At 72.5% G+C, this 13853-nt stretch carries 13 protein-coding genes and 1 riboswitch; of the genes, 9 read left to right on the top strand and 4 right to left on the bottom strand.

Annotated features, from left to right (window positions below):
* Positions 1–3: 3 nt before the first annotated feature.
* Positions 4–492: a carboxymuconolactone decarboxylase family protein gene (locus OG276_RS13765; RefSeq protein WP_266905302.1), complete on the bottom strand. Its 489-nt coding sequence runs from the start codon at positions 490–492 to the stop codon at positions 4–6.
* A gap of 46 nt (positions 493–538) precedes the next feature.
* Here OG276_RS13765 and OG276_RS13760 point away from each other — a divergent pair, with 46 nt between their 5' ends.
* Positions 539–1963, top strand: a complete 1425-nt coding sequence (locus tag OG276_RS13760) for a PLP-dependent aminotransferase family protein (protein ID WP_266905300.1) — start codon at positions 539–541, stop codon at positions 1961–1963.
* Positions 1964–2215: 252 nt separating this feature from the next.
* Here OG276_RS13760 and OG276_RS13755 read toward each other — a convergent pair whose 3' ends face one another.
* Complete coding sequence (locus OG276_RS13755; RefSeq protein WP_266912794.1) at positions 2216–3061, bottom strand: hypothetical protein; 846 nt, start codon at positions 3059–3061, stop codon at positions 2216–2218.
* A gap of 115 nt (positions 3062–3176) precedes the next feature.
* Here OG276_RS13755 and OG276_RS13750 point away from each other — a divergent pair, with 115 nt between their 5' ends.
* Positions 3177–3488 carry a hypothetical protein gene (locus OG276_RS13750; protein WP_266905298.1) on the top strand — a complete coding sequence of 104 codons (312 nt, stop codon included), beginning with the start codon at positions 3177–3179 and terminating at the stop codon, positions 3486–3488.
* 6 nt (positions 3489–3494) lie between these two features.
* Entirely contained in the window at positions 3495–4685 is a 1191-nt protein-coding gene (locus OG276_RS13745) for a glutathionylspermidine synthase family protein (RefSeq protein WP_266905296.1), read from the top strand.
* Between the two features lie 9 nt (positions 4686–4694).
* Here the strand turns inward: OG276_RS13745 and rocD are convergent, their stop codons facing one another.
* On the bottom strand, positions 4695–5900 hold the full coding sequence (gene rocD, locus OG276_RS13740) for an ornithine--oxo-acid transaminase (protein ID WP_266905294.1): 1206 nt from the start codon (positions 5898–5900) through the stop codon (positions 4695–4697).
* A gap of 108 nt (positions 5901–6008) precedes the next feature.
* Positions 6009–6099: riboswitch (ZMP/ZTP riboswitch) on the top strand.
* 35 nt (positions 6100–6134) lie between these two features.
* Here rocD and glyA point away from each other — a divergent pair.
* The 4 genes from glyA (at position 6135) to OG276_RS13720 (ending at position 10766) form a co-directional block, all read left to right on the top strand.
* Positions 6135–7418, top strand: a complete 1284-nt coding sequence (gene glyA / locus OG276_RS13735) for a serine hydroxymethyltransferase (protein ID WP_266905292.1) — start codon at positions 6135–6137, stop codon at positions 7416–7418.
* A 402-nt stretch (positions 7419–7820) separates the two neighbouring features.
* The gene (gene trpS / locus OG276_RS13730) at positions 7821–8834 is read left to right on the top strand and encodes a tryptophan--tRNA ligase (RefSeq protein WP_266905290.1); all 1014 of its coding nucleotides are present in this window, start codon (positions 7821–7823) and stop codon (positions 8832–8834) included.
* A 128-nt stretch (positions 8835–8962) separates the two neighbouring features.
* Positions 8963–9586, top strand: a complete 624-nt coding sequence (locus tag OG276_RS13725; RefSeq protein WP_266905288.1) for a 2'-5' RNA ligase family protein — start codon at positions 8963–8965, stop codon at positions 9584–9586.
* A gap of 145 nt (positions 9587–9731) precedes the next feature.
* Positions 9732–10766 (top strand): YhjD/YihY/BrkB family envelope integrity protein, encoded by a 1035-nt coding sequence (locus tag OG276_RS13720; protein WP_266905286.1) that lies wholly within the window; start codon positions 9732–9734, stop codon positions 10764–10766.
* Here the strand turns inward: OG276_RS13720 and OG276_RS13715 are convergent.
* Positions 10714–11964, bottom strand: coding sequence for a D-alanyl-D-alanine carboxypeptidase family protein (locus OG276_RS13715; RefSeq protein WP_266905284.1), 1251 nt, complete (start codon positions 11962–11964; stop codon positions 10714–10716). The two genes, OG276_RS13720 and OG276_RS13715, sit on opposite strands and share 53 nt — an antisense overlap.
* Positions 11965–12085: 121 nt before the next feature.
* Here OG276_RS13715 and OG276_RS13710 point away from each other — a divergent pair, with 121 nt between their 5' ends.
* Complete coding sequence (locus tag OG276_RS13710; protein WP_266880710.1) at positions 12086–12346, top strand: SCO4848 family membrane protein; 261 nt, start codon at positions 12086–12088, stop codon at positions 12344–12346.
* The gene (locus tag OG276_RS13705) at positions 12343–13809 is read left to right on the top strand and encodes a metallophosphoesterase (protein WP_266905282.1); all 1467 of its coding nucleotides are present in this window, start codon (positions 12343–12345) and stop codon (positions 13807–13809) included. The genes OG276_RS13710 and OG276_RS13705 overlap by 4 nt, the downstream gene beginning before the upstream one ends.
* The last annotated feature ends 44 nt before the right edge of the window (positions 13810–13853 follow it).

The following is a 13853-nucleotide window of genomic DNA, read 5'->3' as shown; positions in this document are numbered from 1 at the left end:
GGGTTACTTGTACATCCCCGGGGTGTAGTGCCCCGGGGTGAGGCGGGTGGTGACGCCGATGCGGTTCCAGACGTTGATCGCGGCGATCAGGGCGATCACCTGGGCCAGCTCCTTCTCCTCGAAGTGCTTCGCGGCCCGCTCGTAGACCTCGTCGGGAACGAATCCGTCGGTCAGGACGGTCACGGCCTCCGTCAGCTCGATCGCGGCGAGCTCCTTCTCCGTGTAGAAGTGCCGCGACTCCTCCCAGGCGCCGAGCAGCAGCAGCCGCTCCACGTCCTCGCCCGCCGCGAGGGCGTCCTTGGAGTGCATGTCGATGCAGAAGGCGCAGTGGTTGATCTGCGAGGCGCGCAGTTTGACGAGCTCGACGAGGGCCGGGTCCAGCCCCTTGGCGGCGGCCGCGTCCAGGGCCACGGCGGCCTTGTAGAACTCCGGGGCGAGCTTCGCCAGCTGCATGCGGGGGGTGTGCTCGGGTGCCTTCTCGGTGTGGGTCATGGAACCAACCTACGAGCCGGGCGGCCCGCCGATATGGTCCATTTCCATGACGGAATCACGGGCCACTTTCGGTGCCGACCTGCATCTGGAACCGGTCCCCGGGCGCGGTGTCCGGGCCGGCCTCACCGAGGCGCTGCGCGAGGCCGCGCGCAGCGGACGGCTGGCCCCGGGGACCCGGCTGCCGTCCTCGCGGTCGCTCGCCGCGGACCTCGGGATCGCCCGCAACACCGTCGCCGAGGCCTACGCCGAGCTCGTCGCCGAAGGCTGGCTGACGGCCCGCCGGGGCTCCGGGACCCGGGTCGCGGAGCGGGCCCGGGTCGGCGAGCGGGCCCGGGTCGGGGTCGGGGCGCGGCGTCCCGCGGCGGCCGTGGCCGTACGGCGCCCCGTGCGCGCGCAGACCTCGTACAGCCTGAAGCCCGGTTCCCCGGACCTGGGCGGTTTCCCGCGCGCCGCCTGGCTGGCGGCGGCCCGGCGGGCGCTGACCGAGGCCCCGAACGAGGCCTTCGGGTACGCGGATCCGCGCGGCCGGGTGGAGCTGCGCGAGGCCCTCGCCGGGTACCTGGCGCGGTCCCGCGGGGTGTACGCCGACCCCGAACGCATCGTGCTGTGCGCGGGCTTCGGGCAGGGCCTCATGCTGCTCGCGAGGATGCTGCGGGCGCGCCGGGTCCGCGAGATCGCGGTGGAGGGGTACGGGCTGGACGTGCACCGGGAGCTGCTGACGGCCGCCGGGCTGCGGACGCGGCCGCTGGCCGTGGACGGGTCGGGGGCCCGCACCACGGAGCTGGCCGGTTCGGGCGCGGGAGCGGTGCTGCTGACCCCGGCCCACCAGTTCCCGACGGGCGCCGCGCTGACGCCCGGGCGGCGGGCGGCGGCGGTGGACTGGGCCCGGTCCACGGGCGGGCTGATCCTGGAGGACGACTACGACGGCGAGTTCCGCTACGACCGCCAGCCGGTCGGCGCGCTCCAGGGGCTGGACCCGGACCGGGTGGTGTACCTGGGCACGGCGAGCAAGTCCCTGGCGCCTGGGCTGCGCATGGGCTGGATGGTGGTGCCCGGACCGCTGCTGGAGGAGGTGCTGGCGGTGAAGGGCCGGACCGACTGGAGCTCCAGCGCGCTGGACCAGCTGACGCTCGCGGAGTTCATCCGGTCGGGGGCGTACGACCGGCACGTGCGGGAGATGCGGCTGCGGTACCGGCGCCGGCGCGACGAGCTGGTGGCGGCCGTCGGGGACCGGGCGGTGGTCTCCGGCATCGCCGCGGGCCTGCACGCGGTGCTGGACCTGCCGCCGGGCGGGGAACGGGCGGCCCTGCGGGCGGCCGCCTGGCAGGACCTCGGCCTGCTGCCGCTGTCCTTCTTCCGGCATCCGCAGGCGACGATGCCCCCGCGCGAGGCCCTGGTCGTCGGCTTCGGGACTCCGTCCCAGAGCGCGTGGGCCCCGACGCTGGCCGCCTTGGTCGCAGCCTTGCCGTGACGGCGCCCGGGCGCGGGTCCGCTGTGCGATGCCTGCGGGGAGGCGACCCTGCGGGGCTGTCCCCTACCCGCCCTTCGCCCGTTCCCCGGGCTCCGCCCGGACCCGGTCCTCAAACGCCGGACGGGCTGGATCTGGCTGGCGTCACCCCGCACGTGACCGCCGGTGGTCTGGAAAATCCAGCCTCTCCGGCGTTTGAGGAGCGGGGTCCGGGGCGGAGCCCCAGGAGCACCCGGCCGCGCCCGGGCCCCGTCCTCAAGCGCCGGACGGCTGGATGTGGCCCGGCTCCGCCGGGGGTTCGCCGAAGCGGGCCAGGGCCAGGGCTCCGGCTACGGCCACCACGAAGCCCGCTACCGCCAGCCAGGTCAGGCCCTCGCGGGTGCGGTCGCCCAGCCAGGCCACGCCCACGGCCGCCGGGCCGATCGTCTCGCCCAGCACCATGCCGGCCGTCGCCGCCGTCACCGAGCCCCGCTGGAGCGCCGAGGTGAGCAGCAGGAACGCGGAGCCGCCGCCGAGCAGCAGGGCGTAGAACGCGGGGTTGGACAGGGCGGAGAGCGAGATGTCTTCGATGAGCCGGACCGCCACCTCCACCACCCCGAAGCCCGTCCCGGCGGCCAGACCCAGCGTCAGCGCCCGGCTGCGGTCCGGCAGCCCGCCCGCCACGGCCCCGACCACCAGCACCAGCCCGGCCACCGCCAGCAGCCCCAGCTTCAGCGCGAGCGTGCCCTTCCCCGAGCCCTCCTCCCCGGACGCCAGCCCGAGCATCAGCAGCCCCGCGCACACCACGCCGACCGCGCCCCACTCCGTCCCGCTCAGCCGCACCCGCAGCAGCCGCGCCGCGACCACCGCGGTCACCGCGAGGCTGGCGGCGAGGGCCGCGCCCACCGCGTAGATCGGGATGTGCCGCAGGGCGATGATCTGGAGGACGAAGCCGACCCCGTCCAGCCCGAGCCCGGCGAGATAGCGCCACTGGCGCAGCGCCCGCAGGAGGAGGGCGGTGTCGACCCCGGAGCCCGTTCCCGGCTCCGCCGCCCGCGCCGCCACCGCTTGCAGGACCGACGCCGTGCCGAAGCAGACCGCCGCACCGAGCGCGCAAATCATCCCAATGAGCACGAACCGACTCTAGGTCACGGATCCCGCGTCGGCCGGATTCCGTCGGCCGGGGCGGCCGTTCTAGTCTGTGCGCAGCCGGCCACCCAGGGGGAGCGAACAGTCCATGGACAGCAGCAGCACCGACACCACGCGTACCAAGCGCCGCATGCGCTCAGGCACCGTTGCCCTCGGAGGCATGGGCCTGCTCGCCGCGGCCCTCGTGGCCTGCGGCAGCAGCAACGAGCCCGACAAGCGCTGCGCGGACCGCGCCACCCTGGAGAAGCTGAACACCAAGGAGTGCAAGAGCGGCGGCCGCGGCGCCTACTACTACGGCGGCACCGTCGCGAAGAACAAGGTCAGCGGAGGCAGCTTCGACAAGTCCGCCGTCACCCGCGGCGGCATCGGCGGCAGCCACAAGAGCTCCTCGGGCGGCTGATCCAGCGTGAAGCGCCACACCATCGAGCCCCGCCCCGACTGGCAGAAGACCGTCGAGGAACAGGGGTTGATCTACCCCCTGACCCGCTACCCCGACGACTCCCTGCGCCCCTACTGGGACGAGAGCGCGTACTACTCCTTCACTCTCCCCGAGGTCGAGGCGCTGGAGAACGTCGTCGAGGAGCTGCACGCCATGTGCCTGGCGGCGGCCCAGCACATCGTCGACCACGACCGCTTCGCCGACCTCGGCATCACCGACCCGAAGCTCGCCGCGCTGATCACCGAGTCCTGGCGGCGCCGCGCCGAACAGCCCTCGCTCTACGGCCGCTTCGACCTGCGCTACGACGGCACCGGCAGCCCCGCCAAGATGCTGGAGTACAACGCCGACACCCCCACCTCCCTCGTGGAGGCGGCCAGCCCGCAGTGGTTCTGGATGGAGGAACGCTTCCCCGGCGCCGACCAGTGGAACTCCCTCCACGAGCGGCTCGTCGAGGCGTGGCGGCGCCAGGCGGAGCTGCTGCCGCCCGGCCCGGTGCACTTCGCGCACTCCGAGACCGACGAGCTCGGCGAGGACCTGATGACGGTCGCCTACCTCCAGGAGACCGCCGAGCAGGCCGGCATCGAGACCCGCGAGCTGTCGGTGGAGGCGATCGGCTGGGACAGCCTCTCCGGCCGGTTCGTGGACGAGAAGCTCGGCTTCATCCGCGCGATCTTCAAGCTCTACCCGTGGGAGTGGCTGGCCACCGACGAGTTCGCCCCGCAGGTCCTCGGCACGTACGACCACGGCGGCGGCTCCGGCACCACCGCCTGGATCGAGCCGCTGTGGAAGATGCTGCTCTCCAACAAGGCGCTGCTGGCGGTCCTGTGGGAGCTCTTCCCGGAGCACCCGAACCTGCTGCCCGCCTACCTGGACGGCCCGCGCGAACTCGCCACGACCACCGGCTACGCGGCGAAGCCGCTGCTGGGCCGCGAGGGCGCGGGCGTCACCCTGCATCCGGTCGGCGGCGAGCCGTTCGCACCGGAGGAGGACGAGACGTACGTCTTCCAGGGCCTCGCCCCGCTGCCCGACTTCGACGGCAACCGGGTGGTGCTCGGTGCGTGGGTCGTCGAAGACGAGTCGGCGGGCCTCGGCATCCGCGAATCGGCGGGGCCGGTCACGGACGAGTACGCCCGCTTCCTGCCCCACGTGATTCTCTGAGGCGTCCGGTCAGGCGCCGAGGACCGACCTGAGCTGGTCCAGCCCCCAGTCCAGGTCCTCCTTGGAGATCACCAGCGGCGGCGCGATCCGGATGGTCGATCCGTGGGTGTCCTTGACGAGCACCCCGAGCCCCATCAGCTTCTCGGAGATCTCCCTGCCGGTGCCGCGCGCCGGGTCGATGTCCACGCCCGCCCACAGCCCGCGGCCCCGTACGGCGGTCACCGCGCCACCGCCGACCAGCAGGTTCAGCTCCCGGTGCAGGTGGTCGCCGAGCTCGGTGGCGCGCTGCTGGTACTCGCCGGTGCGGAGCATCGCGACGACCTCCAGCGCGACGGCGCAGGCCAGCGGGTTGCCGCCGAAGGTGGAGCCGTGCTCGCCCGGCTTGAACACGCCGAGCACGTCGCGGTCGGCCACCACCGCCGATACGGGCACGACCCCGCCGCCCAGCGCCTTGCCGAGGATGTACACGTCCGGGACCACGTCCTCGTGCTCGCACGCGAAGGTCTTGCCGGTGCGGCCCAGACCCGACTGGATCTCGTCGGCCATGAACAGGACGTTCCGCTCGCGCGTCAGTTCCCGTACGCCCCGCAGGTACCCGGCCGGCGGCACGAGCACGCCGGCCTCGCCCTGGATCGGCTCCAGGAGCACGGCGACGGTGTTGGAGGTGACGGCGGCGGCGAGCGCGGTGAGGTCCCCGTACGGGACGATCTCGAAGCCGGGGGTGTACGGGCCGAAGTGGTCGCGGGCCTCGTGGTCCGTGGAGAACGACACGATGGTCGTGGTCCGGCCGTGGAAGTTGTCGGCCGCCACCACGATCTTGGCGTGGCCGTCCGGTACGCCCTTGACCTCGTAGCCCCACTTGCGGGCGGTTTTCACCGCCGTCTCCACGGCCTCCGCGCCCGTGTTCATGGGCAGGACGGCCTCCTTGCCGCACAGCGCCGCGAGCTCCGTACAGAAGTCCGCGAAGCGGTCGTGGTGGAAGGCGCGGGAGGTCAGGGTGACCCGCTCCAGCTGGGCGCGGGCGGCGTCGAGCAGCCGGCGGTTGCCGTGGCCGAAGTTCAGGGCGGAGTAGCCCGCGAGCATGTCGAGGTAGCGGCGGCCCTCCACGTCGGTCATCCACGCGCCCTCCGCGGTGGCGACGACGACGGGCAGGGGATGGTAGTTGTGCGCGCTGTGCGCGTCGGCGGAGCGGATGGCATCAGCAGTTGTCGACACGGGGTCTCCGATCGTCCGTCAAGCCGGTGACGAGGGTGGCGTCACCTCCATCCTCGCTCGCATCGCGGACGGAGAAACCTTTCTCGGGGCGTGCCCGCTAAGGTGTCGGACACGCACGGCGACTGGCGCACGGAGAACCAACTCCGGGGGAGCCGTGCGCGCACGACCGCATACAGGGCCGCTCGCCTGGGCCTCGCGGGGACGAGATCCGACATCGACCCCGGAGGAACCGCCATGAGCGCGAACCACCACCACCCGTACCGCCACCCCGCCCTGCTCGCGACCGACCCCGAGCTGGCGTCCTTCGTCGCCGCCGAGGAAACCCTCCAGGCGGAGACCCTCCGCCTCATCCCGAGTGAGAACTACGTCTCCTCGGCCGTGCTGGAGGCCTCCGGCACCGTGCTGCAGAACAAGTACAGCGAGGGCTACCCGGGCCGCCGCTACTACGAGGGCCAGCAGAACATCGACCGCATCGAAGCGCTGGCAGTGGAGCGGGCGAAGGGCCTCTTCGGAGTCGACCACGCCAACGTGCAGCCGTACTCCGGCTCGCCCGCCAACCTCGCGGTCTACCTTGCCTTCGCCAAGCCCGGCGACACGGTCATGGGCATGGCGCTGCCGATGGGCGGGCACCTGACGCACGGCTGGGGCGTCTCGGCGACGGGCTCCTGGTTCCGCGGCGTGCAGTACGGGGTCCAGGCGGAGACCGGTCTCATCGACTACGACGCCGTACGAGAACTCGCGCTGGCGGAGCGGCCCAAGCTGATCTTCTGCGGCGGTACGGCGCTCCCGCGCACGATCGACTTCGAGGCGTTCGAGTCGATCGCGAAGGAGGCGGGCTCGGTGCTCGTCGCCGACGTGGCGCACATCGCCGGCCTGATCGCGGGCGGGGCGCACCCGTCCCCGGCCGGTCACGTGGACGTGATCTCGACGACCACCCACAAGACCCTGCGCGGTCCGCGCGGCGCGATGCTGATGTGCCGCGAGGAGCACGCCAAGGCCATCGACAAGGCGGTCTTCCCCGGCCTCCAGGGCGGCCCGCACAACCAGACGACGGCGGGCATCGCGGTGGCGCTGCACGAGGCGGCGCAGCCCTCGTTCGTGTCGTACGCGCACGCGGTCGTGGCCAACGCGAAGGCGCTGGCCGCCGCTCTGCTGGAGCGGGGGTTCGACCTGGTCTCGGGCGGTACGGACAACCACCTGATCCTGATCGACCTGACGGGGAAGTCGGTGTCCGGCAAGATCGCGGCGAAGGCGCTGGACCGGGCCGGCATCGTCGTCAACTACAACACGGTGCCGTTCGACCCGCGCAAGCCGTTCGACCCGTCGGGGATCCGGATCGGTACGCCGTCGCTCACGTCGCGGGGGCTCGGCGTCGAGCACATGCCGGTGGTGGCCGACTGGATCTCCGACGCGGTCTCCGCGGCGGCCAAGGGTGACGAGGCGGCCCTCGGCGGGATCCGCTCCGCGGTGGCCGATCTGATGGCCGCCTTCCCGGCCCCTGGCCTCCCGGTCGCCTGACCCCCCGGGGCGGGGTCCGCCCCCCTGCGGCCTTTGCCGCTGCGCGGGGCAAAGTCCCCGACCCGCCCTTCCACCGTTCCCAGGGCTCTGCCCTGACCCGGTCCTCAAACGCCGGACGGCTGAAAGACAGACCCGCTCCTCAAACGCCGGCGAAAATCCAGCCCCGCCGGCGTTTGAGGAGCGGGGGTCCGGGGGCTGGTCCCCGGGAGCGGCGCCGCGCGGGCACGCCCACGGCCGGCACGTCCGGCCCCGCCGCGGAAAGCGGTCGCTCGGCCGAGGCAAGATCCGGACGGGGCGCTACCGCCCGGTACTCGTACGGGGGAGGGGCGGGGGCCCGGCGACCCGCCCGGTTCCGGCCAGTGGCGGGCCCGAGCCCGCCATCGCACCTGAGAGAATGGGGCCATGGCTTCTGATCGTCCTCGCGCGCTCTCCGGCATCCAGCCCACCTCCGGTTCGTTCCACCTCGGGAACTACCTCGGAGCCATCCGGCAGTACGTCGCCCTGCAGGAGACGCACGACGCCTTCTACATGGTCGTCGACCTGCACGCGATCACCATGCCGCAGGATCCGAAGGACCTGCGCGCCAATACCCGACTGTCCGCCGCGCAGCTCCTCGCCGCCGGTCTCGACCCCGAGCGCTGCACGCTCTTCATCCAGAGCCACGTGCCCGAGCACGCGCAGCTCGGCTGGGTCATGAACTGCATCACCGGTTTCGGCGAGGCCAGCCGGATGACCCAGTTCAAGGACAAGTCCGCCAAGAACGGCGCCAACAACGCCACCGTCGGCCTGTTCACGTACCCGATCCTCCAGGTCGCCGACATCCTGCTCTACCAGGCGAACTCGGTCCCCGTCGGCGAGGACCAGCGTCAGCACATCGAGCTGACCCGGGACCTGGCCGAGCGCTTCAACCAGCGCTTCGGGCAGACCTTCACCCTCCCCGCCGCGCACATCGTCAAGGAGGTCGCGAAGATCTACGACCTCCAGGACCCGGCGATCAAGATGTCGAAGTCGGCTTCTTCGCCCAAGGGCCTGATCAACCTCCTCGACGAGCCCAAGGCCACCGAGAAGAAGATCAAGAGCGCGGTCACCGACACCGAGGCCGTGGTCCGCTTCGACCCGGTGGAGAAGCCCGGCGTCAGCAATCTGCTCACGATCTACTCCACTCTCACGGGCGAGTCGATCCCCGCGCTGGAGGCCGCGTACGAGGGCAAGGGCTACGGCGCGCTCAAGACCGATCTGGCCGGCGTGATGGTCGATTTCGTCACACCGTTCAAGCAGCGCACCCAGGAGTACCTGGACGACCCGGAGACCCTGGATTCCTTGCTGGCCAAGGGCGCGGAGAAGGCCAGGGCGGTCGCCGCCGAGACCCTGGCGCAGGCCTACGACCACCTCGGTTTCCTCCCCGCGAAGCACTGACGGGCACGGAAGAGAAAGAGGGCCCTGGCGATCTGGGGGGTGCTGCCGCCACACTGGGGCGGCAGCACTCGTGCGACGCACATGCGGAGCACAGACCACGCACAGGACTACAGGCGGAGGAGAGCTACGTGGGGACCGTAACGCTCGGCGTTTCGATCGCGGTCCCGGAGCCGTACGGCAGCAGCCTTCAGGAGCTGCGCGCCGGCTTCGGGGACGCCGCCGCGCACGGCATTCCCACGCACGTCACCCTCGTACCGCCGACGGAGGTGGCCGCGGACCGGCTGCCCGAGATCCGCGCCCACCTGGCCGCGGTCGCGGCCGCCGGCAGCCCCTTCGCGATGCGGCTGGCCGGCACGGGCACCTTCCGTCCCCTCTCGCCGGTGGTCTTCGTCCAGGTCGTGGAGGGCGGCTCCGGCTGCACCCGGCTCCAGGGCCAGGTCCGCGACCCCGACGGGCCGCTCAGCCGGGAGCTCTCGTTCCCGTACCACCCGCACGTCACGGTCGCCCACGGGATCTCCGAGGAGGCGATGGACCTGGCGTTCGACACCCTCGCCGACTACGCGGCGCAGTGGCTCTGCACCGGCTTCGCCCTCTACGAGCAGGGCTCGGACGGAGTCTGGCGCAAGCTGCGGGAATATCCGTTCGGCAACGGGGCAAGCGGTGGGGCGAGCGGCGTTCCGGCGCAGCTCGGCTCGGCGACGGACAGCAGTGCGGCGGCGGCCGCGGGCGAGGCGACCGCACGCCGTTCCTGACGCAGGAACCGCAACCGGAAACCGATCCTTCGCAGGATCAGGACGTGGAACGGCCGAGCCGTCGGGCGAAAAGTCACAATCGACGACCGTAGTACCCAAAAGCGGCAATCCCGGCTATTTACGACAGCTCATTTACGGTGACCGTATGGACTGGCTGACGAAACTCCCGCTGATCGGGCCCCTGGTGTCCGCCGTGATGCGGACCCACCTGTGGCGTTCGTACCAGCGGCTCGACCGCGTGCACTGGAGCCGGCTCGCCGCCGCCATCACCTTCATCAGCTTCCTGGCCCTCTTCCCGCTGATCACGGTGGCCGCCGCGATCGGCGCCGGACTGCTCACCCAGGACCAGCTCGACCGGCTCCAGAAGAACCTCGCCGAGCAGGTCCCCGGCATCTCCGACCAGCTCGACATCAACGCCCTCGTCGCGAACGCGAGCACGGTCGGCCTGATCGCCGCCGCCGTCCTGCTCTTCACCGGCATCGGCTGGATCACCTCGATGCGGGACTGCCTGCGGGCGGTGTGGGAGAAGGACGACGAGGACGAGGGCAACCCCTTCGTCCGCAAGGGCAAGGACGCGCTCGTCCTCGTCGGCCTCGGCGGCGTCGGCCTGGCCTCGGCCGCCGCCTCGATCTTCGGCTCCAGCGCGGTCGGCAAGGCCGGCGACTGGCTGGGCGTACCGCGCGACGGCGCGGGCGGCGGCCTGCTGCGGGGCGGCGCCTTCCTCGTCGGAGTACTGGCCGCCTTCCTGCTCCTGCTCTACGTCCTGACCCTGCTCCCGGGCGTCGAACCGCCCCGCCGCCGCCTCATCGAGGCGGCCCTCCTCGGCGCGGCCGGCTTCGAGCTGCTGAAGCTGCTGCTCAGCGGCTACATGCGGGAGGTCGCCACGAAGAGCATGTACGGGGCCTTCGGCGTGCCCATCGCGCTGCTGATCTGGATCAACCTCACGGCGAAGCTACTGCTGTTCTGCGCGGCGTGGACCGCGAGCCGCGACGATGCCGACGGGGACGGCGTGGAGGACCCGGAACCGGGCGGCGAGCCCGCGCCGGAACCCGACAGCGAGCCCGCCCCGGAGCCGGGCCGCGAAGCCGCCCCGGAACCGGGACCGGGCCGCGAGCCCGCCGGCTCGGCTACACCTGGCCGCGAGCCCGGCGGCCGCGCCCCCGCGGCCAGCGCCGGTTGACGGCGTAGGCCCCGCCGGCCACCACGGCCAGCACCCCGCCCGCCACGCCGAGGGCGGTACCGACCCCGCCGCCGGAGCCCGCACCGGACGCCGACGGGTTGTTCTCGTGGGACTGGGCCGGGGAGCCGTGGGAGGTGGTGTCCGCGCTCTTCGGCGGCACCAGCTCGCCCACCGGCTTGACCTTCCCGCTCGCGGCGAAGCCCCAGTCGAGCAGGTCGGCGGTCTGCTCGTACACGGGGTTGGCGCCCGGGCTCTCCGGGTTCATCACCGTGACCAGCAGCTTCTTGTCACCGCGCTGGGCGGCGCCGGTGAAGGTGGAGCCGGCCATGGTGGTGTTGCCGTTCTTCACCCCGGCGATCCCCTTGTACGGAGGCAGGCCGCCCGCGCCGGTCATCAGCCGGTTGGTGTTCTGGATCTCGAAGGTCTCGCGGGGCTTGCCCGGCTCCTGCCGGCCGGGGAACTTCGCGCTGGCCGTGCCGCAGTACTCCCGGAAGTCCTGCTTCTGCAGGCCCGAGCGGGCGATGAGGGTGAGGTCGTAGGCGCTGGAGACCTGGCCCGGAGCGTCGTAGCCGTCGGGGGACACCACGTGCGTGTCCAGGGCCTGGAGCTCCTCGGCGTGCGCCTGCATGTCCCTGACGGTCTTTTCGACGCCGCCGTTCATGGCCGAAAGTACGTGCACGGCGTCGTTCCCGGAGCGCAGGAACACCCCGAGCCACAGGTCGTGGACGCTGTACTCGGCGTCCTCCTTGATGCCCACCAGACTGGAGCCGGAGCCGACCCCGTCCAGCTCCTGGTCGGTGACCTTGTGGATCTGGTCCTTGGGCAGACCCGGCAGCACGGTGTCGGCGAAGAGCATCTTCATGGTCGAGGCCGGGGGGAGCCGCCAGTGCGCGTTGTGCGCGGCGAGGACCTCGCCGGTCTCGGCGTCGGCCACGATCCACGAACGCCCCGTCACGCTCGTCGGCAGCGCGGGCGCGCCGGGCAGCAGGTTGACCTGCGTACCGGGCTGCCCGAGCGACTGGCCGCCGACCGTGGACATCGAGGCGGGCGGCGCGGGCGCCTTGCGGGGCTGACCCTTCCCGTCCACCGGTGGCGTCGGTGTCGGCGCGGCGTACGCGGGCGAGGCCAGCAGCGTCGGGACCAGCAGGACGGGAAGTGCGGCGGATAGGACCGTCAACGCGGTCTTCTTGGCAGACACGCAGGTGAAAGTACATCCCGATGCTGTGCTTAGCGTCACGGACCGGCCAACCCGCCGCAACCACCGCCGGGACAGCCCACCCCGGCGCGTCCGTCCTGGGGACGAAACCGATACTGGGCTCATGAGACTCAGCCGCGCCGCTTCCTGGTTCCTGCTCGCCTTCGGAGTGTGGAGCTGGTTCATCTGGGTGTCTTTCGTCCGGAACCTGTGGAAGGACGGCAGCGGTCTGGCCTTCGACGACGCGGGGGACCCGACCGGGTACTTCTGGGTCCACCTTCTCCTGGCTGTGGCGTCCTTTCTCCTGGGGACGGCCGTCGGAGTGATCGGGTTGCGCGGGGTACGGGCGCTGCGGCGCGAATCACGTACGGAGGCGGGCGCGTGACGATCGTCCTCTTCGCGGTCGTGGCCCTGCTGGTCCTGACCCTCCTGGTCCTGGTGCACCGCTGGCTCTGGATCCGCCTGGTCCGCGACACCACCACCCCCGGCAGCGGCATCCGCCGCACGGGCACCGCCCTGGCCTTCGCGCTCCCGCTCCTGTCCCTGGCCGCCCTCGTGGCGGGCCGCGCGGGAGCCCCCTTCTGGCTGGAACGCACGGTCGCCTGGCCGGGCTACCTCTGGCTGGCCGTCCTCCTCTACCTCTCCCTGGCCATGCTGTTGGCCGAGCCGGTCCGCACCCTGTGGCTCCGCCGCCAGAACAGGCCCGGCTCCCAGCCCGACGGCCCCCCGGCCGCCGAAGGCGCGACCGCTCCGGGCTCCGCCTCGGAGCCCCGCCGCGCAGGCGCGGACACCGCGGGTCCGGGGGCGCAGCACCAGAGCGTCCCCGCCGCCGCAGGCGCGGACGCGACGGGGTCCGGGGCGGAGCCCCAGTCTCGGGAAGGGGCGGGGAGGGGATCAGCGCCGCAGGCCACCCTCGAAGCCACCCCCGAGCCCGCAGCCCCGACCGGGCAGCACGACCCGGCGGAGGCCACCCCGGCGGAGGCCGACCCCGGGCAGCCCGCCCCGGCGGCGGCCGGCCCGTCCACCCTCAGCCGCCGCCGCTTCGCACGCATCGTCGCCGCCACGGCCGCCGCCACGACAGCCGGCACCGTCGGTTACGGCACGTACGGCGTCCTGCGCGGCCCCCGCGTCAAGCGGGTCCAGGTCCCCCTGGCGAAGCTCCCCCGCGCGGCCCACGGCTTCCGCATCGCCGTGGTCAGCGACATCCACCTCGGCCCGATCCTGGGCCGCGCCCACACCACCCGGATCGTCGACACGATCAACCGCACGCAGCCCGACCTCATCGCCATCGTCGGCGACCTCGTCGACGGCAGCGTCCACGACCTCGCCCCCGCCGCCGAACCGCTCCGGGGCCTGCGCGCGCGCCACGGCTCGTACTTCGTCACCGGCAACCACGAGTACTTCTCCGGCGCCCAGCAGTGGGTCGACCACGTCCGCGAGCTCGGCCTCACCCCTCTGGAAAACGCCCGCCGCGAGCTCCCGCACTTCGACCTCGCCGGGGTCAACGACATCGCGGGCGAGAGCGAGGGCCACGGTCCGGACTTCCAGGCGGCGCTGGGCGACCGGGACCGCGCACGCAGCGCCGTACTCCTCGCCCACCAGCCCGTGGTCATCGACGAGGCGGTCCGCTACGGGGCCGACCTCCAGCTCTCCGGCCACACCCACGGGGGCCAGCTCTGGCCCGGCGAGTACGTCGCCGAGCTCGCCAACCCCACCGTCGCCGGGCTGGAGCGCTACGGCGACACCCAGCTGTACGTCTCGCGCGGCGCGGGTGCCTGGGGGCCGCCGGTCCGGGTGGGCGCGCCGTCGGACATCACAGTCGTGGAACTCGCCTCATATCAGGCCTGAACCGCCCGAACCTCCAACGCCACGCGACAAAACGGCCTTCCCGA

It is taken from the genome of Streptomyces sp. NBC_00086, from assembly GCF_026343255.1.
Taxonomy (GTDB): Bacteria; Actinomycetota; Actinomycetes; order Streptomycetales; family Streptomycetaceae; genus Streptomyces.
The sequence above is the reverse complement of the archived record's forward strand: the minus strand, read 5'-3'. Positions and strand labels throughout refer to the sequence as shown.